Origin of the sequence: Roseivirga seohaensis (assembly GCF_001592945.1) — a bacterium.
In the GTDB taxonomy this organism is placed as follows: domain Bacteria; phylum Bacteroidota; class Bacteroidia; order Cytophagales; family Cyclobacteriaceae; genus Roseivirga; species Roseivirga seohaensis.
Genome location: NZ_LRPB01000034.1, coordinates 277,387 through 303,633 on the forward strand (window position 1 = coordinate 277,387; position 26,247 = coordinate 303,633).

A 26,247-nucleotide genomic window follows, 5' to 3' on the forward strand; every position below is an offset into this window, starting at 1 on the left:
CAAATCAAAAAATGGAAAATTTAGAAGGAAAGAAAGTAGCCATTTTAGCCACAAATGGTTTTGAAGAATCAGAATTAACATCTCCTAAAAGTGCTTTGGAAAAAGCAGGAGCAACTACCCATGTGATTGCTCCCGAAAGCGGAACGATTAAAGGTTGGAAAGATGGCAATTGGAGCAAAGACGTAGATGTAGATGCTGTTTTGGATAACGTAGATGCTTCGGATTATAACGCTCTCGTATTGCCGGGGGGAGTAATTAACCCTGACTTATTAAGAAGAAATGACAAAGCCATTGAGTTTATAAGAAGCTTTTTTAAAGCGCATAAGCCTGTAGCTGCTATTTGCCATGGACCTCAGTTGCTTATTGAGGCAGAAGTAGTAGAAGGTCGTAAAATGACATCTTTTTCCTCCATCAGAAAAGATTTAGAAAACGCAGGAGCACACTGGGTAGATCAAGAAGTAGTGGTTGATGAAGGACTCGTTACTTCAAGAAGCCCAGAAGACCTAGATGCTTTTAATGCAAAAGTAGTTGAAGAAGTAGCTGAAGGTAAACACGAAGAACAAACTGCCTAAACAGCTTATCATTAAAAATTTAAGGGGCTACCTGTAAAGCGGATGTCAGGTTTTTGGTTTAATATTCTGCTTTTAGGGTGCCTCTTTCCTTTTTCAATCTTCGCGAAGTGCGTCAATTAATTGCTGCTTATTCATCTTAGATCGACCATCAATTCCAACTTGTTTGGCTTTATCATATAGTTCGGACTTGGTTCGCTCTTCATAAGGTTTTGCTTTACCTCCTTTTACTCCACTATCAGGTGTGTTGGCAATTCTAGCAGCTTTTTCTTTACTCATTCCTTGGTCTCTCAAGGCTTCGTATTGTTTTTCGTTTTTAATTCTGGGCATATTTTTCATCATTATAAAATTTAGTTCAATGGCATTAACACCATTGCCGTACCAAAAAATTAACAACTATAAATCAATAAGTTAGTAAAACATTCTCGTGGTGAAAACTGCGCAAACTGTAGAAGCTTGTAAACAAGTTTATCGACAAAACTACCTGCCACTAAATAAGTTTTAACATACCCTGACTAAACCAGTTACACTATTAAATAACTCAAACCCTATATTATGAAGGATATAGATTTCACATCGTTAAAAGCATTATATATCAATTGCACGCTGAAAAAATCTCCAGAAGAAAGTCACACTCATGGACTTATGAGGGTTTCTATGGACATTATGGATAAGGAAGGAGTTGCTGTTGATCACATTCGATTGGTAGATCATGATGTGGCTTTTGGTGTATACCCCGACATGACCGAACAAGGATGGGGAAAAGACGAATGGCCAGAATTAGTGAAACGCGTATTAGATGCTGATATTCTCATTATCGGAACTCCCATTTGGCTGGGTGAAAAGTCGTCAGTGGCTCAAAAACTTATTGAACGCCTATACGCCATGAGTGGCATGCAAAACGATAAAGGCCAATACCTTTTTTATGGCAAAGTAGGCGGATGCGTAATTACAGGTAATGAAGATGGAGTAAAACACAATGCCATGTCAATACTTTATGCTTTGCAACATATTGGCTATTCTATTGCACCTCAATCAGATTGCGGATGGCTTGGCGAAATTGGGCCTGGACCGAGTTACTTAGACAAAGAATCAAACGCCAGTCAAAATGATTTCACTAATCGTAATACCACTTTTATGACCTACAATCTTTTGCACCTAGGAAAAATGTTAAAAGAAGCTGGTGGTTATTCTGCTTATGGTAACTCGAGAAAAGATTGGGATAATGGCAACCGATGGAGCTTTGAAAATCCGGAATACAGATAATAAACGTATTAAATCGTGAGCCAAAAAATAATGTCCACCCTCCTATTCATGCGCCTACCATAGTTTGTAGAATTGTCGTAAGTGGGGTTAAAAAGTCCGAAATCTTTGATTTCAATAGACTCCCTTTTTATGTCTTTATTCTTTAATAGTATTTTTATAACCGACTGACTTCGTGCTTCAGAAAGCACTTCATTGTATTCACTTCCGCCCACATCATCTGTATGACTATGCACTGTAATCATAAAATTATGTACACTCGGAATGGAGTCAAGAAATGCCAATAACTGTTTAGAATCCTGAGAACTCACATAAGAACTTCCTCCTCTAAAAAACACACTCCGAATATAAGAAGGCTCTCCAACACCTTGGGCATTGGTAGGCAAGCAGGCAAAAATCAATATTGCTACGAGCAGGCTCTTCATTACCCCTTAATTTATAGCATAAAAATGATTTATACATCTTTAGTAAAACCAAACAGAATGGACAACCTTTATATTTCTGATATTCGGTAAATTTGAAGGGTTATATGAAAAATATCATTGTAATAATGGGTATTTCGGGCGCGGGAAAAAGTAACGTGGCTGAAGCTTTGTCTAAATCTCTACACCTTCCATATTTAGATGCAGACGATTTTCATTCAAAAGCTAACTTAATGAAAATGAGCAGCGGAACGCCATTAACAGATGACGACCGATGGCCTTGGCTAGCCTCTATTGTAGAACACATTTTAAATACACACAGATCAGAATTTATTTTAGCCTGCTCAGCTTTAAAACAATCTTACAGAGATTACCTTTCTCAAAGACTTTCTATTACATGGGTATTTTTAGATATCACTGAACATGAAGCAACTGCTAGGCTGGCAAATAGAAAGCAGCATTATATGCAGGCTAGCTTAATTCAATCGCAATTAGCTACATTAGAAATACCAAAAAACGCTATCAAGATTAACGCTATAGATAAATTATCCTCCATTGTAAGTAGAATTGAATTGCAGCTAAAAAAGGATTAGGGGTGTTTTCATCAAAATTGATTTAGATTAAGTATTTTCACCAAGCACCTGTTCTTGCCTTATGGAAAAGAGTATTAAAGAACTTATGAATGACCCTACTATCAGCAATTTGGTGATCGTTTTCGTTGGTCTATCTGTCATCTGGATACTGATTAAATTTATCCAGAACAGATTCACTGGAAAAATCAAAGCAGCTGACAACCGGCACAGGACTAAAAAACTCATTAGTTTCATAGGTTATTTCTTGACCATAATTCTCATTACGACTGTTTACAGCGACCGTTTAGGCGGTTTTGGTGTAGCGCTAGGCGTTGCTGGGGCTGGAATTGCCTTTGCCTTGCAAGAGGTAATTACAAGTGTTGCGGGTTGGTTGGCCATTGTATTTGGGAACTTCTATAAAACTGGCGACCGTGTTCAACTTGGCGGAATTAAAGGCGATGTAATGGATATTGGCGTTTTGCGCACCACCCTTATGGAAGTTGGTCAGTGGGTAAATGGAGATTTATACAACGGTAGGATTGTAAGAATTTCGAACAGCTTTGTATTCAAAGAGCCTGTTTTCAACTATTCAGCTGATTTTCCTTTTCTATGGGATGAAATGAAGATTCCGCTCAAAACCGAGTCGGATTACAAATATGCCAAAGAAGTTTTTCTGAAGATTATGGACGAGTCATTGGGAAACTTTGCCAAAAACTCTCAAGATGCATGGAATAAAATGACCCAGAGTTTGTATGTAGAAAATGCACAAATCACACCTATGGTAAGTATGTCTTTTGACGAAAGTTGGATGACTTTTACGCTACGATATGTTGTGAATTACAAAATGCGTAGAACTACAAAAGATATGCTCTACATTAAAATTTTGGAAGCCATAAAGGCAAGCAATAGCAAATTAAAAATTGCTTCAGCTGCCATAGAAGTTACCAATATGAATAAGAGTTAAGATTTTAATTCAATGGAAATAAAAACCTTTAAAAACCCCGAGGCTACAGCAAAAGCCTTTGCAGATTACCTGTGTGAAATTCAGCGAGAAGTAAATAGGCTGAATATTGCACTTTCAGGTGGTTCAACCCCCAAACTTCTATTTGAAATTCTAGTAAATAAATACTCAGACAAAATTGAATGGCCTAAATTCCATTTCTACTGGGGTGATGAACGCTGTGTACCACCTACTTCTGGAGAAAGTAATTATGGAATGACGCACGAGTACCTCTTTCAGCATTTAGAAATTCCTGAAGAAAATATACATCGAGTTTTCGGTGAATGCGACCCAGATGAAGAAGCTGTCCGTTATGGAAAACTTATATCCGAAAACCTACCTCCGATTAACGGTTTACCGCAATTCGATTTAATAATACTTGGTTTGGGGGAAGACGGCCACACCGCTTCAATTTTCCCTCATCAAATGGAATTGCTCACTTCAAAGGAAGTTTGTGAAGTAGCAGAGCACCCAATATCTGGCCAAAAACGAATTACACTTACAGGATCAGTCATTAACAACGCCAAAGAAGTTTGCTTTCTGGTAACCGGCCAAGCCAAAGCTGAAAAAGTAAACGAAGTCCTAAGTATCACTGGCGACTGTGAGCGCTATCCAGCAACTTACATAAAGCCTAGCCATGGTAACCTGATTTGGTTTTTAGATAAGGCAGCTTCTGGAAAGTAATAGACCATAACTTCAATCTATCACTTTCCATTACATACAAAGTAGGCTTGTTCTAAAGTTAAAAGCTATCGCTCTGACGATAGGCTTCAATTACAGCCTCTTCGCCCTTTCTTCCAGACATAGAGTTACCATGTTCCATTCCTACTACTCCTTTAAACCCTTTGGAATGAATATGCTTAAACACATTTTTGTAGTTGATTTCGCCAGTAGTTGGTTCTTTTCTGCCAGGATTATCCCCCACTTGGAAATAAGCAATCTCGTCCCAACTCAAATCTATATTTGGAATAAGATTTCCTTCTTGAATTTGCTGATGATAAATATCGAATAGAATTTTGCACGAAGGGCTGTCTACCGCTTTACAGATTTCAAAAGCTTGAGCGGATTTTGTAAGAAAAAGCCCAGGGTGATCTCTGAAATTGAGCGGTTCAAGCACCATGGTTAAACCGTGCGGCTCTAAAATAGCCGCGGCTTGTTTTAATGACTCAATCACATTGGCGGTTTGATAGCCCATGTCTTTCCGCAAATCAACATGACCAGGAACCACCGTCATCCATTTGGCATTCACCCTTTTGGCTACTTCAACTGATTCTTTGATTTCCTTCAAAAACTGATCTCTCCAGTCTTGTTTACCTGAAGTCAAGTTTGGTTCCGTCCAGAAAATGGTATGCGCCACAAAAACACCCATGGTCATTCCATGCTTTTCCATTTTACTGGCAATTTGCTTTTGTTCATCTAAGCTTCGGCCTTTCATTCCATTATCCTCCATAGACCTAAAACCTGCTTCATGCATAAAGTCCAACTCGTTCAAAACACCACCAGAGGCTGAACTTCTAAACATTCCAAAATGTGGCGCATAATTCAGTTTAAACGTTCCATTTTGAGTTGTTGCATTAGCAAAGGCACTATATGGATTTGCAACCAAAGCGGCTGATGCACCCAGTAGGCCCGTCTTAAAAAAGTTTCTACGTTTCATAGTATAGATTTAAAAGAATCTTGTTTTGCCCGGAACAGCGGCAGGATAAACGCCATTGGCGTCAGGTAAAATTGGGGCTTCATCATTAAATGAATTGAGATCTGGCACTAACTTTAAATCGCTGGCCATGGCTTCATCCCAAGTAATTACTTGCCCAGAGTAGGTGGCCATCCTACCCATAATGGCGGTCATGGTACTTTCAGCTCCATAATCAACATCATCTAGGCGATGCTCTCCTGCTTTTATGGCCGCAAATAATTCATTATGCTCTTGCTGATATGGGTTGATATCGTTCTGTCCGTTGTAGTTTAAAATGGACTGGCCATTTCTTCCTTTTACAATTCCAATATTTCCACCATTCACAGTAATATTTGCTTTAGTACCTTGAAAAACCTCTTCTACCCTATTCATACATCCGCGCTGATGCCTACATTGGCTAGAAATTACTTGACCTTCTGGATATACAAATTCGACAAAATGATGATCGAAAATGTGGCCGGTATCTTTTCCAATTCTAGTTTCTCGCCCTCCCATACCTTGCGCTGAAATTGGACGTGCACCGATGTACCAATTGGCCACATCTATGTTATGGATGTGTTGTTCTAAAATATGATCTCCGCAAATCCAAGTGAAGTAATACCAGTTGAGCATTTGGTACTCCAGTTCGGTTTGTCCTGCTACGCGCGGCCTTGTCCAAACACCTGCGCTGTTCCAATACACCTGACCCGAAACGATATCGCCTACACTACCATTTTTTATTAGTTTTTCTACTTCTCTATAATTCTTCTGATAGTGCCTTTGCAACCCTACTACCACATTTAGCTTCTTTTGACGAGCTAACTTACCTGCTTCCAATACTCGCTTAATTCCCACCACATCAGTGGCAACTGGCTTTTCCATAAATACATGCTTGCCTTGCTGAACGGCATACTCAAAGTGTTGGGGGCGGAAACCTGGAGGGGTAGTCAAAATAACAACATCAGCCATATCAATGGCTTTTTTATAGCCATCAAAACTGGTGAATTTTGAAGCTTCTGTCACTTTCACTTTTCCTTGGTCTGCATACTTTGCAGATAGTCCTTTATAGCTTTCTTCCAATCGGTCGGAAAACACATCGGCCATGGCCACCAAACGCACATCAGGATCAGCTTCAATGGCTTGTGAAGCAGCGCCTGTGCCTCTTCCACCGCAACCCACTAGTGCTACTTTTATTTCTCCTGCCCCACCAACAAAGGCACTCATGGAAAGGGGTAATGCACTTAATAAAGCACCCGTTCCTGCCACTCGTGCGGTAGTTTCTAGAAATTTTCTTCTGGTAGTAAAGTTTGTTTCAGTAAAGTCTTTCATAACATTTCGATTAATATTCTTTAATAGGTTTACCCCAATACTTTTCCCACTCAGCTTTAGGAGGGGCTACTTTTGGTCTTACAATGCGAAATCCAACATGAGTAGCATCAGTGAGCCACCAAAGGCTTTTAGGAATTTGTGGATCTCTTTTTTTCCAGCTTTTGTCAGAAAAATCACGTGCTGCTGGTCTTAGTTTATCAGCATCATCTTTAAAAGAGCCTCCTTTCACTACCCTTGGGTATAATTCATCGGTAAATAGAACTGGATTCTTAGCTCCTTCAATTTCTTTATAATAGTTGGGATCGTAACTATCCAAAACCCATTCGGATGCATTTCCATACATATCATATAAACCCCATTTATTTGGAGCTTTCAGACCTCCTTTTTGTAGATTTTCGCCACTATTCTCTTTGTACCAAGCGTAATCATTAATGGCATCTGCTTCAAAGGGAAATGCTTTTTCACTATTGGTTCTAGCTGCATATTCCCATTCTGCTTCAGTAGGCAGTCTGTAGAAATGCCCCGTTTTGGCACTTAGCCATTTACAAAAAGTGGCAGCAGCGTATTGGGTCACATTTATTAATGGATAACCCGGCTTATTGAAATTTACATAGGGCATGGTTGCTCCAGAAATTCCATCAATTTGAATATCAACCTCCCTATCTCCTTCCGAAAGTTCATGGTCGGTTTCACGATACAAAAATAGTTCGAAAAGGTCCCAGGTTACCTCGTAGCTTCCCATCCAAAAATCATCTACCGAAACTTGATGAACGGGCCCTTCATCTTCCTTTCTTCCCTTTTCAGTCAATGGACTCCCGGCCTTAAATTGGCCTCCGGTAATCGGTACCATGTGAATGACTAAATCTGAGCCGGCAATTTCTTGACTGTATTTAGAAAATTGGTTTTGCTCCAATTGTTCAGCGTCAGTCCACTGAACAGAGAAACAACAAACTAGGACTAGGCTTAGGCGTAAAAAAAATCTCATTCTATAAGGTTATGAAAAGCTAGTATGAGTCAAAAAATGAACTCTCTCACCTTACAAGATAAGACCTCCGTAATGAAAATAAAAGTGCAGCCTAAAAGGAAAATCCATTCTAACAATTTATGTTCAACTGCTAGAATGGATTCTAAAGTAACCTATACGGGTTACATGGGCTAAAGATTAATACTTACTCACTCCTCAACGTATCCACCGGATTTTTATGGGCAGCCCTTAGCGATTGATAACTGATGGTTACAATAGCGATGGCCAAAGTACCTAAAGTAGACACCGCAAACACCCAAACATGAATAGGCGTACGGTTGGCGAAATCACTTAGCCATTGGTCTACTAAAAAGTAAGCTATGGGCGATGCCAATACCATCGCGATCAAAAATAGCTTGGTGAATTCAGAAGAAAACAGTACCACCAATTCTGAAATTTTCGCACCCAAAACCTTGCGAATGCCCAACTCCTTCAGCCTTTGTTCGGCAGAGAAAGCAGCTAAACCGAAAAGGCCTAAGCAGGCGATGATTAAGGCCATTACTGTGAAGATGTTGAGCACCAAACTCATTCGGCTTTCTTCTTGAAATGTATTTTCAAAGTCTTCATCAAGAAAACTGTACTCGAAAGGAATGGTGGCATCTACTGACTTAATACTTGCTTCTACTTTATCGAGTACAGCCTGTAAATCATCAGGATTGGCCACAACTTGGGGATTCAAACGCATAGAATAAAAAGACAGACCAGCGCCATAATCCCAAACCTTGTCATTATCTATATTGATGAAAATTAGGGGCGCAATTTCTTGACGCACACTGTTGAAATTGAAATTTTTCACCACGCCAATGACCTCAAATTTATCTTCGCTACCTGATGCCAAAGCCACAAACTGACCCACGCCATTAGTCGGGTCATCGCCTCCCCAGCCCAATACTTTCACGGCTTCTTCATTCAGAATTACTTTGTATTTATCAGTAGTGAGTGCTTGATCGAAATTACGGCCTGCCAAAAACTCTAAGCCCAATACTTCCAAATAATCCGCTTCTACTCGCAAATTGCTCAAAGCCACCACAGGCGCCTCTGGTTCCGTAGATTTATACCGATCACCCGAATCAACATAAGGCGGTACACCAAAGGATTTCCCAACTTTAGAGAAAGCCGGCATGGCTGCCAACTCTGTCTTTAAGCGTTCGGTATCGAAGCCCATTTGCTCAATATTACCTATTTGCAACACGTTTTCTTTGGCAAAGCCCAAATCTAGATTGGAAGTATAATTCAGCTGTTTCTGAACAAAGAAGGTGCAAATAATCAGCGTCATGGAAATGGTGAATTGAAAAACCACTAAACCATTTCGAATGCCCTTCCCCTTAAAACCTGCGCTCATTTTACCTTTAAATACCTGAATGGGTTTGAATGAAGACAGGTAGAAAGCTGGATAACTTCCTGCGATAAAACCCAAGAGTAAAACGAAAACCAACAATACGGCAATAAAAACAGGTTGGCTTAAATAAGGCGTGAGCAATAACTCTTTCCCCGAAATGGCATTAAACCAGCCCAAAGATGAATTGACAATAAAGAGTGCCGCTAGTGTGCTTATCGCCACAAACAAGGTAGACTCAAAGATGAATTGTTTGATCAAAGTACCTCTTTCGGAACCCAGCACTTTTCTGATGCCTACCTCCTTAGCGCGATTGGAAGAACGGGCTGTAGAAAGGTTCATAAAGTTGATGCAGGAAAGTACCAACACCAAAATTCCAATGGCTATAAACACCTTTACTATTTGCGGATTCCCAACCGGACCGAACGCATTGTAAGGAGGCTCTTCCGATAAATAAATCTCTTTAACAGGCTGTAAAGTGAGTTTCCAAGGATTACCAGCCGTGAACTCTTCAAAACTCTGGTTGAAAATTCGTTCCGTAGTTGCTGGTGCGTATTTAGGCGGAATGGCTTGAATTTTATCGTTCAAGACAGCCATATTCGTACCGTCATTTACCTTTGCGTAAGTACCAAAAGCCGTCCAAATCCATTTCCAGCCATCACGATCCATTTGGGCTTGGTAGCTGTTCAGCGACACCAAAACATCAAACTGTAGGTGAGATTTACTTGGTACATCCACCAAAACACCCGTTACCACAAAGCTTTGCCATGTGTTGTCCCATTGTTTTACTTCAAGCGTTTTTCCTATGGCGCTTTCATAACCAAAATAGCGCTCGGCAGTACTTTGAGTTATCACCATACTATTGGGTGCTTCAATGGCTGTTTTTGGGTTTCCTTCTGAAAACTCAAAAGGAAAAACTTCGAAAAAGTTGTTTTCCACTGCGAAGAAGGCACTTTCTTCAAAGGACTTGTCCTTTTTAGCCTCAGCTTTATAGTTGGTGATTTGTGAGCCCAAGGACATGATTCGAGTGACTGCCTCGAATTCTGGCACTTCTTCTCGTAAAGCTACCGCCACATTCGGCCCAGTGTTCGACATTTGGGCGGTCCAATCGCTCCATATATTAGGTTGGTTAACACGGTATATCTGGTCTATCTCGGGCAAAAATGTGTCGTAGGTAGTTTCGTGGTGAATGAAAAGACCAATCGTGAGCGAAATGCTAATTCCGATAATTAAACCGAGCAGGTTGAGCACGGTAAATTGCTTTTGCCTGATGGCATTGCGCCAGGCAATTTTAAACATGTTTTTGATCATCATGGTGTTGTTACTTTGAGTTTTAAAAAGTGAAAAGGACGAGAATCCTATAAGCAAATGGAGGGCATCGATCCAATACATGAACCGCGCATACCGCTTGCCTTTGACCAGCATTCTGTCTTCGTAAATTTCTTGTAAGTCGCCTAAAAACTCTTCCAAGTACATTTTATTGATGCACTTAGCCGCCAACCAATTGGCGAGTTTAGGTGTATTGAATTTCTTATTCGGCATTAGCGACCTGCATTAAGTTGCGGAATCAACTGCCACATTTTTTGGCGGACATCTTGAGCGGCCTCCAATTGGCGCATGCCCGAAGGCGTAATCTCGAAAAGACGTTTGCGTCTGTCGCCTCGTTTTTCGGTGTTGCCGCCCATTTCAGATTTGAGCAAACCTTTGTCTTGCAAACGGTAGAGGGTAATGTGCACCGCGCCTAAAAGTATAGAGCGACCGCTGTGCTTTTCTACTTCCTGTTTTACATTAATGCCATAGGCCTCCCCTTTTAAAATACAGACCGCCAAAAGCACCAACTCTTCAAACTCACCAAGCCCCTTGTTTTTCATTAGATATACATTGTATGTTATACAAAGTTATAAGTAATAGATTGAAATACAAATGAAGCATTTAAATTGAGTAACCACCTTACAATCAGCGTTGCTGAAGAAGTCTTCTTGAAGATAAAATGAGGTGATAGATGTAAAATGAAGCCAATATTCTCCAAACCGAGTCAATACCAATATTCAAGTCAACACCATTAAACCCACGACTATGAACGGGTAACAGTAAGTGCCAAAACAATGACCAATCCCAACTTAATGGGTTTATCCCAAATGCATATTCCAGCCCTAATTCAGGTCCTTGAAATAAAATAAAGGCATTAACTACTATTAAAAGTAGAGTAAAATAGCTGAGTAATGGTTTCCAACTAGAAAGGCCGAAGTTACTGGCAAATGACGGTAGCTTAACTTTAATAAAATACTCTACAGACTCCCGCAAGCAAGGGAAAAAGCCATTAATGTTTTTAAGCCTTTCCCATTCAGAGTTTTTAAAGGCTTCCATTTCCATTTGGTGATACACGAATTGATTCCTATAATCACCAGTATTCTGATGTAGTAATTTCAACTCTCGACAGGTTATCATTAATGATTTAGGATGTGTTCCGAATTCTATTGGCCACTGCGTTTCAAATGAGTTAACATTTCTAAGCTTTGAACTATAAATATTACTAACACCATTAAAGACACAATGATGAAAAACCGCCCCATCTAAATCACAATTATCAAAACTTGTATCAAGTATATGATCACTATCCATTGGCATAATATTATAGCATTTCAGATCAGGCTTTATTAAATCTTTAAGCTTCAAACTCATTACACCTGAGTTCTTTAATTCAATCTTAGTGTTAGAATTTGCATCCTTCAAGTCTAACTTATTAATTAATAGCCTATCGATACTTAACAGTTGAACCTCATTCAAATCGATCCATAACTCGGGTATTAAGTATTCCCAATTGGTGCTGTCTTTAAATTCATTAGACCTATTTGAGATAGATATTCTATCAACTTTACCCATTACGTCAATCCGTTGAATGTCTTTATTATCAACAATCAAAAGCAATGACAGCTGACATTCTGGACTAATGAAAATTTTCCCAATTCGATTGCAGGCTTGAAATAAGCATCTACCCAATTCAGCGAATGAATCAAGATCAAACTCTCCTATAGTACATCTAATGAATTGAATATTTGACATTTTTAAATTAGGGCCTAAGTCAATAGATTTTAAAGTACATTCTACAAAAGCAATCGTCCCTAACTTCTCTCCATCAATTCTCACTGAGTTGGCAAAATCCTTGTTTTCAATCCTAAAATTAAGACCATTTTCTTCTGCCGTATTAATATTGAAGTTAACCTCCTCATCAAAGCTTATCCACTCATTACCACTCCCTATATTCTTATCAAAAGCTTCCTTTGAGTTAATTAACATACCAATTGAGTAAAAAACGATTATGACGATGAATATACCATTTTTATGAATAGCCCGTGACGAATTATAAATAATCTGCAGTACGCTTTAATTCCTACCAAATTCAGACGCGCATAACTTTAACTAAAAGCTCTGGCCATATCTAGGTCTATGAAGGCCCAAGTAGAGATATTCGTAAAAGCCTCAAACCTCTGTTTATTCGTAATAGCAAACGGATCCTGAAACATTCCGAGACTTCGGAACAGGATGACTGTCTAAAAAAGCTCATTCGAAGCGTTATGCCGCCCGCGAAGCCTCGGGGTGTTTCGGTATCCCTCAAAAAACACCTCAAAGGTCACCTCCTGAAATAGGTTGACAAAAACAATTGATAACTGTCAACTTAAATCAGGACGAGACACGTATTACACAGACGGATTCTTTCTTCACCCTTCGTTACACTCCGGGCTCATCAGAATGACGGTAAGTGATGTTCTTTACGGTTAAACATAGCCCATTTAGCAAGTCATTTCGTAGGTTTCGAGGCTTCTGAATTTCACAATTAACAAAGAACCTAAAAACTCGAGGGCATGATAACTTAAAGCGCGTTGTTAGACCTTCTTAAAAGCTCCTTCAATTCCCTCACCATTTCTATACTGGTGGTGTTTTCGTTTTTGGGAATGGCTGCGCTATGATATTCCGTAGCGCCTGTTTCAAATAAGCGTTCCAAATTGTTAGGCCTTACGCCTCCGCCTGGCATAATAATCATTTCACCTTCGGCCTCTTCAATTAACTCGCCTATGGTGTCTAAACCTTCCAAAGCCGTTGGGGCGGTGCCCGAAGTAAGTATGCGCTGAACCCCGATTTCCTTCAATGTTTCCAGTGCCTCGAATGGATTGGGCACTTGATCGAAAGCTTTATGGAAAGTAACATCCATAAAACCAGCACATTCCAGCAGTTCTGCCGTTTGATATTCGTTAATGGTTCTATCTTCATTAAGGCAACCAATCACCACGCCATTGCAGCGCATTTCGGCACAATGGCGAATGTCTTCTTTCATCAGTTCCATTTCCATTTTGGAATACACAAAATTACCTGCTCGCGGACGGATCAACACATACACAGGAATTTGAAGCAATTCTCTGGTCAGTTTAATCAAACCGTGGCTGGGTGTAAGTCCATCGGCTTCAAGGTGCGAACAAAGTTCGATTCTATCGGCTCCCCCATTTTGGGCGTTCAGGGCAGATTCTATGGAATTGGCACAAATTTCAAGTAGCATAGGGCAAATATGGAAATAGCTTTGGCAATAAACTCGCTGATGAAACAATTTTCTTAAACACCCTTTTATATTTGTGCTTAGGATAGAAAAATCAAACATAGGTTATGAAAAATATATCAGTAATTGGTTCGGGTACAATGGGCAACGGAATCGCTCATGTTTATGCGCAAAGCGGCTTTGCTGTAAATTTGGTAGACATTTCTGCTGACGCTTTGGCAAGAGCCCTAAAAACCATTGAGAAGAATTTGGATCGAATGGTGGCCAAAGAAAAAATTGACGAAGCCACTAAAAATTCGACTTTAGCAAATATTACCACCCACACCGACCTTAAAACTGGTGTAGCCAATGCCGATTTGGTGATTGAAGCGGCTACCGAAAACGTAGACATCAAGCTTAAAATCTTCCGCGATTTAGACGCCTTCACCAAGCCTGAATGTATTTTAGCTTCCAACACCTCTTCTATTCCAATTACTAAAATTGGTGCCGCCACCAACAGACCTGACAAGGTGATTGGGATGCACTTTATGAATCCTGTTCCAGTCATGAAATTGGTAGAGGTGATCAATGGCTATGCTACTTCGGCTGAAGTGACGGCTTTGGTGATGGAAACTTCAAAGAAATTGGGCAAAGTACCTGTAGAAGTAAATGATTACCCTGGCTTTGTGGCCAACCGTATTTTGATGCCGATGATCAATGAAGCCATCATTTCTTTGTTTGAAGGTGTGGCGGGTGTTGAAGAAATTGACACGGTAATGAAACTAGGCATGGCGCATCCGATGGGGCCATTACAACTGGCCGACTTTATTGGGCTAGACGTGTGCCTTTCTATTATGAATGTGCTTTACGAAGGCTTCGGTAACCCGAAATACGCTCCTTGTCCGCTATTGGTGAACATGGTAACCGCTGGTTATTTAGGCGTGAAATCTGGCGAAGGTTTCTATTCTTGGAACCACGGCACCAAAGATCTCATTGTTTCAAAGCAGTTTAAGAAGTAAGGAAATTACTTTCCAAAATTGAAATTAAGAGTGTTTGAAAAGGCACTCTTTTTTGTTTCATTAGTACTGCTTTCCGCTAGTCAGGCAAGCACCAGTTACCAAAGTGGGTAAGTGAGCATCTCTATTCATAAATATAATTATCTTGTTCCCTACCTAAGTTATTGGCTAGCAATTTAAACTAATCAAATGCTGGTTTCTTTTTCCATCCATCTTGAGGAGCCTCAATTCCATCGGGAACAGGTAAGTCCAATAGCATTATACCTGCGGCACTATATCCTTTCGGTACACTGGCAATAAACTTCGCACCACTTACCGCTACATCTTCATATTTGTAAATCTTCACCGTACCTGAATATTCTTGGTTATCTATTTCATAACTAAAGATTGCCGAAAGCCCACCTTTTGAAGGGCTGATTATCCTATTAATCTGCCCAACTGTATATAACTGATCCTGGCTATTTAGGTATATTCTTCTGGCAGACACAAATACAATCACTAGTAGTATACTAAAAACTGCAATTCTATTAATAGTAGCTCTACTCATAATATCTCTTAATTAGATAATGAAATCCTAAAGAAGCCTCTAAAACAACATCTTTTAAAGCAGTCTCAAGCAAAATCAACTCTTCATTTTTTATCTGATTTTGACTACATGAATAAAGCTGACCCTTTTGTTATGTTCTAAATTATGCGCTCAAATTGCATAACAAAATAGGTACTCGCCAGAGTTGAGCACTAGGGGTGTAAATCAGATACTTTGATACATTACTAACTAGCCCTATTATTTCAACTTCATGACTTTAATCTTATCTGTACCATGTTTGGAAACATCAACTTCATAAACATCTTTGCCGCCAATTTTCACTAGAAATTTATACTTAGATATCCATTCTAAAAACTCAACTTCATCAATAAAGGATAGAGAGAAGTCTTCACTCCTCAGATAGAAATGACCTATCAATGATTTGTCCTTACCCTCTTCTCCAAGCTTAATTTTTTCAATAATTAGGTAAAAATGTCCCTCTTGACTGGCAGATAAAGCTCTGAATTTAAAATACAAGTCCGAACTTTCTTCATGAAGTGTATAAGGAGATGAAAGTACATTCTGAATATTTAAATAATACTTTGGCATATCCTGGGCATATATATTATTATGGCCTAGACTTATTACCATCAATAGTAAAAGTGTTCGTTTCATTTCTTTCATTCGTTATCGTTCAATCTGTCTCACTAGTTTGCAATGTAGTGCGGACTGGTCTCATTCCCCTTCTCAATGCTTAATGTATAAAAAACCAGCCTTGTTCTAAAGCTGGTCTTTCTGTTATTTTCTAAATTATGCACTCAAATTGCATAACAAAATAGGTACTCACCACAGGTGAGCACTAGGGTTTCTCATATTACAGTTATTAAAGTTATAAATTCTATTTTTAAACTGTACTAGTTTTGGGGAAGCTTACATACAGAACCACGGTACTAAAGAGCTGATTATTTCAAAGCAGTTTAAGAAGTAAGGAAATCACTTTCCAACATTAGAAATTGAGAGTGTCTGAAAAGGCACTCTTTTTTTGTTTCATTAGTACTGCTTTCCGCTAGGCAGGCAAGCACCAGTTACGGGTCATCTTATCTCAGAATGTGACACTAATTACCAGGAAGTTTCTCCGTTAAATAACGCCAATAGCGTTTGGGTACATACTGTGTATGCAGTTTATCGTTTTTACGCGATTTGATATTCGTGCTTTTAAAATAGTCTTTCCATAACTCTTGAAATTCAATTTCTTGTTCATCATATACACCCTCGGGGTTTTTATACAACTCGAGCTTTTCTTTCAAGTGTAGTTCAACAACTTCCACTTTATTTAAATCATAATAAAGTGCATAGTGGCGTTTTTCATCATAAATCATCCATTTTTGGTCTGCGTAACGCTCTTGAAAATGCTTTGAGATTAATGGAAGTACATTAAAATCTGGGGCTATATGGGTGAAATAAATTCCATCTTTAGTGCGTCTGAACCTTACAAAGGCTTCCATTCTATGCTTTTCTCTGCCCACACTTTTTACCATTTGCGATACCTTGAGCACATCGGGATGAGAGAAATCTGAATGAATTGGCTGAGGTGAGTTTAGTGCATGCTGAATATAACGAAGCAAAGTATTTTCAATCCCAATTTCTTCACTCAGAAAAGCACGAAAAATTTGACTACAACCTGAACCACCAATCCTAACTTTAAATCGCTTCCATACTTTTTCGACTAGCGGTAATTGGGTAATTACCTTGATTCTTTTAGCGAACAAAGTTCCCTGAGCACTTCCCTCTTTTTGAATTTCACCCTGATTAAGCTTTAGAACGTAAAACTCATGCACGGCACATAAAAAGCCATCGAAACTCCCATCGTATTCAAGAATGCAATCCGTTAAATTAAAATTGAGACTATCCGAATACATTTAATTGTGGAGATACGAGTTTGCGAAATTTTGAAGATGAATTTTGAAGAATGAATCCTCTGATTTGTTCGGCCGTTAGGTCTCTCTTTTCAAATTCAGAAGACTCACAGGTAATAAAGTATTTCGCCCTATTAGAGGCAATCCCAAGTTTAGCCAAGTGTTGCCAATTGAGTTTTCTGAAACGTCTGGCCTGAATAATCTTGCTCACAGACTTCACACCTATTCCAGGCACGCGCAGTAACATAAATTTATCAGCTTTATTTATATCTACCGGAAATTCATGCAGGTTACGTAAAGCCCAAGCCAGCTTCGGGTCTACTTCTAAATCCAAATTAGGATTGTTTTTATCAACAATCTCGCGCACGTCAAAACCGTAGAAGCGCATCAGCCAATCGGTTTGGTAAAGCCGGTTTTCGCGAAGCATTGGTACTTGTGTGCCCAATTGAGGCAAACGTTCATCTGCAATCACCGGCACGTAGCCAGAGTAATACACACGCTTTAAATTGAATTCCTTATAGAAATAAGCTGAAGTAAGAAGAATCTGCTGATCGGTCTCACCTGTTGCCCCCACAATCATTTGAGTGCTTTGGCCAGCAGGTGCATACTTAGGTGTGCTTTTAATAATCTTCTTTTCCGATTTATACTGAATGATTTCATTTTTGACCTTCGCCATGGGCTTCAAAAAATCCTTGTGATCTTTCTCTGGCGCTAAAAGTTTGAGACCAGAAACGGTAGGGATTTCTATATTCACACTCAGCCTATCGGCATAAAGGCCAGCTTCGCGCATCAGTTCATCTGAAGCCCCTGGAATAGATTTGAGGTGAATGTAACCATTAAACTTCTCCTCTAACCTTAACTTCTTAGCCACAGCCACCAACCGCTCCATGGTGTAATCAGCATCCTTAAAAATGCCAGAACTAAGGAACAGTCCTTCTATATAGTTTCTTCTGTAGAAGTTGATGGTAAGGTCAACCACCTCTTGAATTTTAAAAGCGGCTCGCTTAATGTCATTGCTTCTGCGCGTAACGCAATAAGCGCAATCGAATATGCAGTGATTGGTCATTAAGATTTTGAGTAATGAGACACACCTGCCGTCTTCAGTATAGCTATGGCAAATCCCCATGCCCGAGGAGTTCCCCAAGCCTTTCTCTTTATTGGTACGCTTGCTTCCGCTAGACGAGCAGGAAACATCGTATTTGGCAGCATCGGCCAGTATATTCAACTTCTCCTTAATTCTATCAAATGACATATGCAGCTTGCTGTGAAAGTAGAATCAAAGCTAACACAGAAAAACCAAAATAATTAGTCAGGCTAATATTTTTAGAAATTAAAACTAAAAAAAAGGTCTAAAGAGATGAAACTACAAACAACTGCATCCTGCCCTTTACCTCAAAAATCAGATTTTAAGGGATTCTGGGTTTTGGTGAGTATTCCAAAAAGTGATTAAATCAATTCTATTGGCTGACTTTGACACTCTATAAAACAAAGTAATGTGCTTATTTATAACGCACTTATGAACCTGATCAGACTTTCTATAGACAGGATATTATTTAGGGTTTTGTTGAATTGAGTTTACTACTTCATCAATTCGATCAAGGAAATTATTGATGGTTAATACATCCCATTCCTTGCTCAAATAGTCAAGGTTTTGGTTCAAAGTGAATTTGGCTTCAGTTGTCCATTTAACCACGAAATTCATGAGCCATACTTAGCTCTCATTTCGGACATTACATTCTCGTGGTCATGAACTTGGTTGGACTTGGATTGTTCAACCCCTTTATCAATAGAGTTTTCCAATAATTCATCCCTCTCCTCCAGTGCATTTTGCAGAAAAGCATTTACACGAGAAACAATAGTAGCGTCCTGCAATTGTATCAGTCGCTCTATTAAATGAAGTTTCTCTGTTTTAATATCCATAGTACAAAGTAACGAATTATAGCAATAAAAGTATAGCCCCTACTTAGTAGGAAAAGGGTTGTTGCTTCATTTCCCAAGCTTTGAATCAATCCAAAATTCGAACTGAGGAATAAGTGATAGAGATGAATTTGTTATCAAAGCCTGATTCTATAAAGCTTCACCCTGCCCTTTTCATCTTTTAAGTCAGATTTTAAGGGACTCTGGGTTTTTATAAGTATTCCAGAAGCGAACCAAGATGATTGTTTCATCTTCTACCTTATAGAAAAGTGTGATTTACTTCCTTACAACAGCCCTTCTAATACTCTTATAATTGCTTAATGGAAATGCTTCAGGGTTTAATTTTAAAAGGTCAATTATAGTATCTACTTCGTCAATAAAATTAATTGCTGATTTTTCAGACCACCGTCTGATTAGAAATCTGATATTCTCTAAATAGTCTTCAAAAGCATCATCTGACCAAATGACTTCCATGGTGACTATTCGAAAAGGTTTGGGAATTCTTTCTTTGTGAGTTTTATAACATCCTCATGAGATTTAACCTTTCCTTCTTTTATGGATTTCAAGCCTTGATCGATAGCGGATATTTCAGCTTTGGTGAGTTTTGAACCTGAATCTGCTTCAGATGCCTTTCTTAGTGTCCCGACAAGTTTGATCATTCGAAGATCACTGAGTCCTGACAACCATTGAATTAAATCTCGCTTCTCTGCTTGAATGTCCATAATTCAAATTAACGAATTATTTGAGTAAAAGTATAGTCCTTACTTAGTAGGAAAAGGGTTGTTGCTTTATTTCTCAGGCTTTGAATCAATCCAAAAATCGATTCAAAGTACAAAGGGTTAGAAATTAGCGGCTTATTCTATAAAACCTCACCCTTCCCTTTTCCTCAATTAAATCGAGGCGCCATTGTTTTTCAGCAACGGCCTTTTTAAAGGCGGCAAAGTTGGCGGTATCGTTATATTCTTCATTGAAGTAGGCTTCATTCAGCAGCACATAATCACCAACTTCGATTTGAGAAAAATCCATTTCTGAAAACCAGAAATACTTATCTTCAACTTTGTCGAAATTGTAAAAGTAAGAATAGCCGTAAGAATTGAGTCCATCGGTAATCACGGTTTGGGCTGCTTTATCTTCCACCAAATATTGCTGTACAATGCTTTGTTCCGCCTTAAAACCTCGATTGCCGGATTTGTAAATGGTGTAAGCCGGAATCATCAAAAAGCCAAGTATTGCTGCAATTAGTACGGCTTTGTTTTTCAATAATTCAAACCATTTGTGCTGAGCCCAAAAAGTAACGGCTGTCATTATAAAAGCAGGAATGAAAAAAGCGATGTGGCGTGTTTCTAGCGGCAGCGGACTATAATACCGCCAGTTGGTAGAAAAGAACCAATAGCTCAGAATTAAGATTAGACTCGTGATCGGCCAAAATTTATCTGCTTGTTTTAGGTTGAAATCCTTTCGCTTTAAGCCAATTATGGCAGGCAAAGCCAATAATAGCGGAATAAAATAACCACCCTTGGTGAAGGTAATGAGTGGTAGATAAGTCAGGCGTTTCCAAAGCAGCGATTCTTTATCGAAAAAGGTTTTTACGGTGGCCACATGGTTGTTAGCGATATTTTCGAACCGATACATAAAGCTGCCTTTGGTTTCTAAATACCAAAAACCGTGGAGCAGAAAATAGAAAATCCCCAAACTGATGAAGATGCGCCAAAAACCTTTATTCCTTCTATTAATTCTGTCGGTAATAAATAGGTAAGCCAGCAGCGGCAACAATAGAAACACCGTGGTTTTAATCAGAAATGCGCCCAGTAATGCAGTGGCAGTTATAAATCCAGTCAGCCGATAATCGGCTTCATTTTTCAACACCAAATAATAGCCCACCAGAAATATAAAAATGCAGAGCGTTAATGGCAGTTCTGGAAAAAGATGAATGGCAAAATTGATCATGTGGTAATCACAAAGGATGAGCATTCCGCCCAAAAGTCCGATCCAGTAATTCACCCTATTCCCCAAAAAGAAAAAGAGGTTGATGAGGCCCAAACCGCATAGCATGGGGAAAATCACCATGCTGTATTGGTTAATCCCAAAGAGGTCAATAAACCAAGCGGTGGGGTAAATCAAGGCCAACCTACTTGTGAAATGGTTGGTGGTCACTTCGAAAGTGCCTTGATTGATTTCATTGGCAAAATTGAGGTAAGTATAATCGTCCCAAAACGAAAGGCCTTCGTTGGCAAAGAACCAAACCGCAATAAAAAGCAGGTTGATGACCAGCTGAATCCAGCGGTATTGTTGGGGTGAAAAAATTCTCTCTGCCTTCATTCGCAACGAATATAATTGAAATCAAGGCATCTATTCCTATTTTAGTGACCAAACCCGTTTATGCATTTATTCTATCAACCCGATATTCCCGCTGGCACTTTGCATTTAGATGACGAAGAGTCGAGGCATGCCGTTAAAGTGATGCGCTTAAAATCAGGCGATAGCATTCAACTTACTGATGGCAAAGGCAGCTTTTATACCGCTAACATTACCGAGGCGAACCATAAAAAGTGTGCTTTCGAAATTATAAGCAAAGAAGAGGTCAAGCCACATTCCACTTTCAGACATTTGGCCATTGCCCCTACCAAAAACCTAGACCGCACCGAGTGGTTCGTGGAAAAAGCAGTGGAGTTGGGCGTAGATCGAATCTCATTCATTTTGGGCGATCATTCTGAAAGAAAAGTATTGAAGCTGGATAGAATTCAAAAAAAAGCCATTGGTGCCATGAAGCAATCCGGCCAGGCTTTTATGCCACAACTCGATGAACTGACTTCCATCAAAAACTTCATCAATGAAGCTACAGCCGACCATAAGTTTATCGCTTATGTAGATTTTGAAAACGAAGTTTTATTGAAAGACAAGCTGGTCAATTCGGCTTCAAACTTAGTGATGATTGGCCCTGAAGGAGATTTCAGCGAACGCGAAGTAGAAATGGCCTTGGCTGCAGGTTTTGTAAAAGTGAGTTTGGGCGCCAATCGTTTGCGTACCGAAACGGCTGGTATGGCAGCAGTGCATTTGATGAATTTGGTTTGAAATACCTCATTCGAAATAGCACCCCGACCAACAAAATTGTAAATCGTCAATCTTAATTCTAAATTCACCCATGGCTTTAAATTACATCTGGGTTGCCTTTTTCCTGATCGCCTTTGTGGTGGCGCTCATCAAACTGATCTTCTTTGGTGATACTGAAGTTTTTCCTGCCATGATCCAAAGCACTTTCGACATGGCGAAAACAGGTTTTGAGCTTTCATTGGCCTTAACTGGGGTTTTAACCTTGTGGATGGGCATTATGCGCGTGGGTGAAAAAGGTGGAGTAGTGGCCATTATTGCCCGATTTATCAGTCCGCTGTTCACCAAAATATTCCCCGATGTTCCAAAAGATCATCCAGTATTTGGCCCTATGGTCATGAACTTCTCGATGAACTTTTTAGGGCTCGATAATGCCGCAACTCCACTAGGCTTAAAGGCCATGAGTGGTTTGCAAGAACTAAACACCAACAAAGACACTGCCTCCAATGCCCAAATTATGTTCTTGGTATTGAACACTTCGGGTTTAACGCTTATTCCTGTTTCGATTATGGCTTACAGGGCTACAGAAGGCGCAGCCAATCCGGCAGATATTTTTATCCCTATTTTATTGGCTACCTTCTTTTCTACTTTGGCGGGGTTGGTTACGGTTGCACTTTACCAAAGAATTAACCTGCTCAATAAAACCATACTACTCTATTTAGGCTCGCTCACGGCCTTTATTGTTTTTGCTATTTACTATTTCCAAAGCATTCCGCAAGAGCAAGTGCAAGTGATTTCTTCGGTAGCCAGTAGCCTTATTCTCTTTACAGTGATTGCCTCCTTTATCGGGCTTGCGCTCAAAAATAAGATCAACGTTTACGAGGCATTTATTGAAGGCGCTAAAGATGGTTTCAATGTAGCCATCAAGATCATCCCCTATTTAGTCGCCATTTTGGTGGCCATTGGCGTATTTCGTCAATCGGGCACTTTAGATATTCTTGTAAATGGGCTTCGCGAAGTGTTTGCCCTTACCGGCATGAACACCGATTTTGTGGATGCCCTCCCTACTGCCTTAATGAAACCCCTAAGTGGCGGTGGCGCCAGAGGAATGATGGTGGAATCCATGCGCACCTTTGGAGCCGATTCTTTTGTTGGTCGACTATCTAGCGTGTTCCAAGGCTCTACCGAAACCACTTTTTATGTGCTGGCCGTGTACTTCGGTTCGGTGAATATTAAAAACTCTAGGTATGCGGTTACCGCTGGTCTTATAGCCGACCTTGTGGGCGTAATTGCAGCAATTTTTATCGCTTATCTGTTTTTCTATTAAGGCTGGCAAAACCTATTGCTTTAATTTAGAGTTCAAAGCATTCATTAAACAAACAAAACCATAACCATGAAAAAATCAATCTTTACGCTTTTTGCTATTGCGGCCTTATTGGTCACTTTCAATGCGCAAGCACAGAAATTCCCAGGGCCAGATGCAAGCCCAATGGACGCTGCTTATTTCCCAGACCAACAACCATTGGATGAAGTAATGGGCAGACCTGTAAAAGACCTTAAAATCAAAATTTACTACAGCCGTCCTCAATTAAAAGGCAGAACTATGCTAGGCGAAAAAGCCGCTCCGTTTGGCCAAATGTGGCGTTTAGGCGCTAACGAAGCCAATGAAATCACTTTTTACCAAGATGTAACCGTAGGTACTACAAGAGTAAAAGCAGGTACTTATACCCTATTTGCAATTCCCAACACCGACAAATGGACGTTTGTGCTGCACAGTAAACTTAACACTTGGGGCAATTACACTTTAAAAGACAGCAAAGAAGTAGCGCAAGTAGACGGCCCAGTAAGCAAGTCTGACGAGCCAATCGAATACCTTTCTATGGTGTTTAAAGAAGTGGAAGGCGGTACTCACCTTATGGTAGGCTGGGAAAACACCATTGCTGAAATGCCTATTAAGTGGTAAAACGAACTTTAATTAAGATGAAGAATTGAAAGGCACCGAGAGGTGCTTTTTTTTGTGGAGTTAATGGTTTGCATATGGCTTTGTGGCGGTTTCGAAGCACTTTCTTGTCCCCGAAACCAAAGCTAGCTATGAAGGGAAAACCTTGCTGGCAGCCGTTTACCCGCCATAAGCTATATGCTTTGTTACCTGCTGGCTTTTTTTAATTTCTTATTTTTTATGTGCTTTATTTTTCCTGTTCCAATGACGATTGGACCTTCTCTAAATTCAAACTCCATCTTCTCGGACAATTTACCTTCAAAATAGTCTACTGCCAAGATCTTTATTTCTGTCTCGACAGTGTCGCCCGGAAAAACGAGTTCTCTGTCAATGAATGTTTGTTGTCCTGAAGTTTGCATTTCTTCGAAGTCAAATTTCAATTGTGGTCTGTAGCCCGATTTTGCTGCTGTTTTCCTTCCGCCTTGTTCAGTAGTTCTATAAGTCAAAGTCGCAATGAAGTCAGCGGTTGAATTATCGAACTCAAATTTGTTGTTGTGAAAATATTCCCAAGCATAACTCTCAATTTCTCCACCCGTGATTTCATTTCCATTTTCATCTTCAATCTTATAGGTCTCTTGTCGTTCTCCGATTTGAGCTTCTCCATCAAGCCCTAGCAAGGTTGTGTAAAATGCATCTCTTAGAACACCATTCAATATTTGTCGAATTTTTTCAGTCTTCTGCTCGTCAAGTTGTAAATCCGCAATTAGTTTAGAAACATCAATTTCGCTGTCTGAACTTAGATATAAGTCCACAAGGGATTTCCGTTCTAGATAAAAATTCTTTGCAAATTCTTCTGGTGTCATCTTATCTGTTGTGTCGTTTTTTCAGCTTGCAGGTAACGTCTAACTATCATCCGTAAGCTGGAGTTTTCAAATATCTATAAAAGTATCTCATCGCACTAGCCTTTGCAAATAGCCCATTAAGCTTATGGATGATAGTGTTTGTTAAGCACATTTATGAGATGTTAGCCATCGGTATTGCGCATACTTGACTTGTAATGTGGCTCACCATTAGATAAAAAAATTGGTTCGGGCATGATATAACCGCCTCATTAATTATGGACTGATATTGACCTTTAAGTATTTCCTCATTCAAAGTTGGTCTATATCTGGCAACTGTTCCTAAGTAGTAAGCAAAACCTAATATAGAGGATAGACGATGCAGTCTGTAAGGTTCTAAATCTAGATAATATCTATACCCTTGTCTAGTTAGCATTGGGGCAATGTTGAGCTCATTTATGTCTTTAATTATTTTCGGGTAGCATATGTTCCAGCTTTTCGATGATCCTTTTGTGTAAGAGACTTCAAAATGTGAGCGATAATGGTGGAATTTTTGATCATCTTCAATTTCCAATGGGTAGATTTTTTTCTGACAAATTCCCTTAGTGAGTTTTTCTACTTTCATTTCCTTATCAAATTTTTTTTCATGAGAAATTGTGTAGTAAATCCTATTTCGGTAGGAATTGGTACGTATATAAACATCTACTGGTAAAAATTTCCTTTTGGTATCAGGAAATAAATTGAGAGCATATCCGATTTCATGGACTTCAGGAAGGTTTCGCAATAAGTCAAAGAATCGAATTTCAGCACCTTCAGTATTTTTTACTTCTTTTCCTATATGCTTTGAAAACTCGTGGAAAATAGAAACTCCATCCCCGGAGTTACTGGCAAGTTTAAGTTTTAACTTAAAGTCGGACGGTAAAGACAAACCATGATGTTCTGTTTTGGTCTCTAAATCCAAACCGCCTTTTAGAATTAGAAACACCTTAACCAAATTGATGAAAGAATAGTAGATTAAGGTTCCCTTTGATGGCATGCTAGCATGAGATGCTGAATTATAGAAATCTTTTGAGAGTTGAGTGAAATAACGTGCTTTCTCTAATTTCTTTTTCATCCGAGCTTTATCTCGTTTTATAGAATTATACTTTCTATCAATCCATGCTTCGAGATATCCAAGAGAATCAGAAGTCAATATGAAAGGAGATCCGGCTGAGTTGAAAAAAGGAAAATACTTGACTGTTTTGTAGTCTCTAAGTACCTGTTCGCCTAAATCTTCTAATTTCATAAGTCTTTATTTCGTGATAAGCTTGATTGTGCTTAACGTTATG

General features: G+C 39.4%; 29 protein-coding genes. 9 read left to right on the forward strand and 20 right to left on the reverse strand.

From position 1 onward, the window contains the following. Positions 1 to 11: 11 nt before the first annotated feature. A complete protein-coding gene (locus AWW67_RS11300) occupies positions 12 to 572 on the forward strand; it encodes a type 1 glutamine amidotransferase domain-containing protein (RefSeq protein ID WP_062301839.1) in 561 nt (186 codons plus the stop codon). A gap of 93 nt (positions 573 to 665) precedes the next feature. Here AWW67_RS11300 and AWW67_RS11305 read toward each other — a convergent pair whose 3' ends face one another. Further along, a complete protein-coding gene (locus tag AWW67_RS11305; RefSeq protein WP_245620832.1) occupies positions 666 to 899 on the reverse strand; it encodes a Rho termination factor N-terminal domain-containing protein in 234 nt (77 codons plus the stop codon). 225 nt (positions 900 to 1,124) lie between these two features. Here AWW67_RS11305 and AWW67_RS11310 point away from each other — a divergent pair, with 225 nt between their 5' ends. Next, positions 1,125 to 1,835: a flavodoxin family protein gene (locus tag AWW67_RS11310; RefSeq protein WP_062301841.1), complete on the forward strand. Its 711-nt coding sequence runs from the start codon at positions 1,125 to 1,127 to the stop codon at positions 1,833 to 1,835. A gap of 8 nt (positions 1,836 to 1,843) precedes the next feature. Here the strand turns inward: AWW67_RS11310 and AWW67_RS11315 are convergent, their stop codons facing one another. Next, complete coding sequence (locus tag AWW67_RS11315) at positions 1,844 to 2,257, reverse strand: OmpA family protein (protein ID WP_053224528.1); 414 nt, start codon at positions 2,255 to 2,257, stop codon at positions 1,844 to 1,846. Between the two features lie 104 nt (positions 2,258 to 2,361). On the opposite strand from AWW67_RS11315, the gene AWW67_RS11320 reads away from it, so the two are divergent. From AWW67_RS11320 to pgl, 3 genes are all read left to right on the forward strand, one after another. Further along, on the forward strand, positions 2,362 to 2,847 hold the full coding sequence (locus AWW67_RS11320; RefSeq protein ID WP_062301842.1) for a gluconokinase: 486 nt from the start codon (positions 2,362 to 2,364) through the stop codon (positions 2,845 to 2,847). A 61-nt stretch (positions 2,848 to 2,908) separates the two neighbouring features. Continuing rightward, entirely contained in the window at positions 2,909 to 3,790 is an 882-nt protein-coding gene (locus tag AWW67_RS11325) for a mechanosensitive ion channel family protein (RefSeq protein WP_062301843.1), read from the forward strand. 12 nt (positions 3,791 to 3,802) lie between these two features. Then, complete coding sequence (gene pgl, locus AWW67_RS11330) at positions 3,803 to 4,510, forward strand: 6-phosphogluconolactonase (RefSeq protein ID WP_062301845.1); 708 nt, start codon at positions 3,803 to 3,805, stop codon at positions 4,508 to 4,510. A 58-nt stretch (positions 4,511 to 4,568) separates the two neighbouring features. Here the strand turns inward: pgl and AWW67_RS11335 are convergent, their stop codons facing one another. The 7 genes from AWW67_RS11335 to AWW67_RS11365 form a co-directional block, all read right to left on the reverse strand. Then, complete coding sequence (locus tag AWW67_RS11335) at positions 4,569 to 5,483, reverse strand: hydroxypyruvate isomerase family protein (protein WP_062301846.1); 915 nt, start codon at positions 5,481 to 5,483, stop codon at positions 4,569 to 4,571. A 9-nt stretch (positions 5,484 to 5,492) separates the two neighbouring features. Further along, positions 5,493 to 6,830, reverse strand: a complete 1,338-nt coding sequence (locus tag AWW67_RS11340; protein ID WP_062301847.1) for a Gfo/Idh/MocA family protein — start codon at positions 6,828 to 6,830, stop codon at positions 5,493 to 5,495. Between the two features lie 10 nt (positions 6,831 to 6,840). Continuing rightward, positions 6,841 to 7,815: a formylglycine-generating enzyme family protein gene (locus AWW67_RS11345; RefSeq protein WP_062301849.1), complete on the reverse strand. Its 975-nt coding sequence runs from the start codon at positions 7,813 to 7,815 to the stop codon at positions 6,841 to 6,843. 184 nt (positions 7,816 to 7,999) lie between these two features. Next, positions 8,000 to 10,732 (reverse strand): ABC transporter permease, encoded by a 2,733-nt coding sequence (locus AWW67_RS11350; RefSeq protein ID WP_062301850.1) that lies wholly within the window; start codon positions 10,730 to 10,732, stop codon positions 8,000 to 8,002. Next, positions 10,732 to 11,061, reverse strand: a complete 330-nt coding sequence (locus AWW67_RS11355) for a PadR family transcriptional regulator (protein WP_062301851.1) — start codon at positions 11,059 to 11,061, stop codon at positions 10,732 to 10,734. Before AWW67_RS11355 ends, AWW67_RS11350 begins: the two co-directional genes overlap by 1 nt. Positions 11,062 to 11,146: 85 nt before the next feature. Further along, a complete protein-coding gene (locus AWW67_RS11360; protein ID WP_062301853.1) occupies positions 11,147 to 12,487 on the reverse strand; it encodes a hypothetical protein in 1,341 nt (446 codons plus the stop codon). Between the two features lie 574 nt (positions 12,488 to 13,061). Then, positions 13,062 to 13,742, reverse strand: a complete 681-nt coding sequence (locus tag AWW67_RS11365) for a copper homeostasis protein CutC (RefSeq protein ID WP_062301854.1) — start codon at positions 13,740 to 13,742, stop codon at positions 13,062 to 13,064. 104 nt (positions 13,743 to 13,846) lie between these two features. Between AWW67_RS11365 and AWW67_RS11370 the strand changes: the two genes are divergently transcribed. Continuing rightward, positions 13,847 to 14,737 carry a 3-hydroxybutyryl-CoA dehydrogenase gene (locus tag AWW67_RS11370; RefSeq protein ID WP_062301855.1) on the forward strand — a complete coding sequence of 297 codons (891 nt, stop codon included), beginning with the start codon at positions 13,847 to 13,849 and terminating at the stop codon, positions 14,735 to 14,737. Between the two features lie 178 nt (positions 14,738 to 14,915). Here the strand turns inward: AWW67_RS11370 and AWW67_RS11375 are convergent, their stop codons facing one another. From AWW67_RS11375 to AWW67_RS11410, 9 genes are all read right to left on the reverse strand, one after another. Next, positions 14,916 to 15,281, reverse strand: a complete 366-nt coding sequence (locus tag AWW67_RS11375; RefSeq protein ID WP_062301857.1) for a hypothetical protein — start codon at positions 15,279 to 15,281, stop codon at positions 14,916 to 14,918. Between the two features lie 237 nt (positions 15,282 to 15,518). Next, the gene (locus tag AWW67_RS11380) at positions 15,519 to 15,944 is read right to left on the reverse strand and encodes a hypothetical protein (RefSeq protein ID WP_062301858.1); all 426 of its coding nucleotides are present in this window, start codon (positions 15,942 to 15,944) and stop codon (positions 15,519 to 15,521) included. Between the two features lie 431 nt (positions 15,945 to 16,375). Beyond that, positions 16,376 to 17,179 (reverse strand): TIGR03915 family putative DNA repair protein, encoded by an 804-nt coding sequence (locus AWW67_RS11385; protein ID WP_062301860.1) that lies wholly within the window; start codon positions 17,177 to 17,179, stop codon positions 16,376 to 16,378. Then, positions 17,166 to 18,428, reverse strand: coding sequence for a putative DNA modification/repair radical SAM protein (locus tag AWW67_RS11390; protein WP_062301862.1), 1,263 nt, complete (start codon positions 18,426 to 18,428; stop codon positions 17,166 to 17,168). The genes AWW67_RS11385 and AWW67_RS11390 overlap by 14 nt, the downstream gene beginning before the upstream one ends. Positions 18,429 to 18,725: 297 nt before the next feature. After that, positions 18,726 to 18,878: a hypothetical protein gene (locus AWW67_RS19065; RefSeq protein ID WP_176700040.1), complete on the reverse strand. Its 153-nt coding sequence runs from the start codon at positions 18,876 to 18,878 to the stop codon at positions 18,726 to 18,728. Next, a complete protein-coding gene (locus AWW67_RS11395) occupies positions 18,875 to 19,096 on the reverse strand; it encodes a hypothetical protein (protein ID WP_053224546.1) in 222 nt (73 codons plus the stop codon). The genes AWW67_RS19065 and AWW67_RS11395 overlap by 4 nt, the downstream gene beginning before the upstream one ends. A gap of 273 nt (positions 19,097 to 19,369) precedes the next feature. Beyond that, on the reverse strand, positions 19,370 to 19,567 hold the full coding sequence (locus AWW67_RS11400; protein WP_062301863.1) for a type II toxin-antitoxin system RelE/ParE family toxin: 198 nt from the start codon (positions 19,565 to 19,567) through the stop codon (positions 19,370 to 19,372). Positions 19,568 to 19,572: 5 nt separating this feature from the next. Next, positions 19,573 to 19,815, reverse strand: a complete 243-nt coding sequence (locus tag AWW67_RS11405; protein WP_062301865.1) for a hypothetical protein — start codon at positions 19,813 to 19,815, stop codon at positions 19,573 to 19,575. A 124-nt stretch (positions 19,816 to 19,939) separates the two neighbouring features. Further along, positions 19,940 to 21,412: a glycosyltransferase family protein gene (locus AWW67_RS11410; RefSeq protein ID WP_062301867.1), complete on the reverse strand. Its 1,473-nt coding sequence runs from the start codon at positions 21,410 to 21,412 to the stop codon at positions 19,940 to 19,942. A gap of 60 nt (positions 21,413 to 21,472) precedes the next feature. On the opposite strand from AWW67_RS11410, the gene AWW67_RS11415 reads away from it, so the two are divergent. From AWW67_RS11415 to AWW67_RS11425, 3 genes are all read left to right on the forward strand, one after another. Continuing rightward, positions 21,473 to 22,165: a 16S rRNA (uracil(1498)-N(3))-methyltransferase gene (locus tag AWW67_RS11415; protein WP_062301868.1), complete on the forward strand. Its 693-nt coding sequence runs from the start codon at positions 21,473 to 21,475 to the stop codon at positions 22,163 to 22,165. Between the two features lie 70 nt (positions 22,166 to 22,235). After that, positions 22,236 to 23,468 (forward strand): spore maturation protein, encoded by a 1,233-nt coding sequence (locus AWW67_RS11420; protein WP_062301870.1) that lies wholly within the window; start codon positions 22,236 to 22,238, stop codon positions 23,466 to 23,468. A 66-nt stretch (positions 23,469 to 23,534) separates the two neighbouring features. After that, a complete protein-coding gene (locus AWW67_RS11425; protein WP_062301872.1) occupies positions 23,535 to 24,104 on the forward strand; it encodes a DUF2911 domain-containing protein in 570 nt (189 codons plus the stop codon). A 182-nt stretch (positions 24,105 to 24,286) separates the two neighbouring features. Here AWW67_RS11425 and AWW67_RS11430 read toward each other — a convergent pair whose 3' ends face one another. After that, a complete protein-coding gene (locus tag AWW67_RS11430; protein ID WP_062301873.1) occupies positions 24,287 to 24,892 on the reverse strand; it encodes an EF-Tu C-terminal domain-related protein in 606 nt (201 codons plus the stop codon). 202 nt (positions 24,893 to 25,094) lie between these two features. Further along, positions 25,095 to 26,204, reverse strand: coding sequence for a YaaC family protein (locus AWW67_RS11435; protein ID WP_062301875.1), 1,110 nt, complete (start codon positions 26,202 to 26,204; stop codon positions 25,095 to 25,097). Positions 26,205 to 26,247 lie beyond the last annotated feature (43 nt).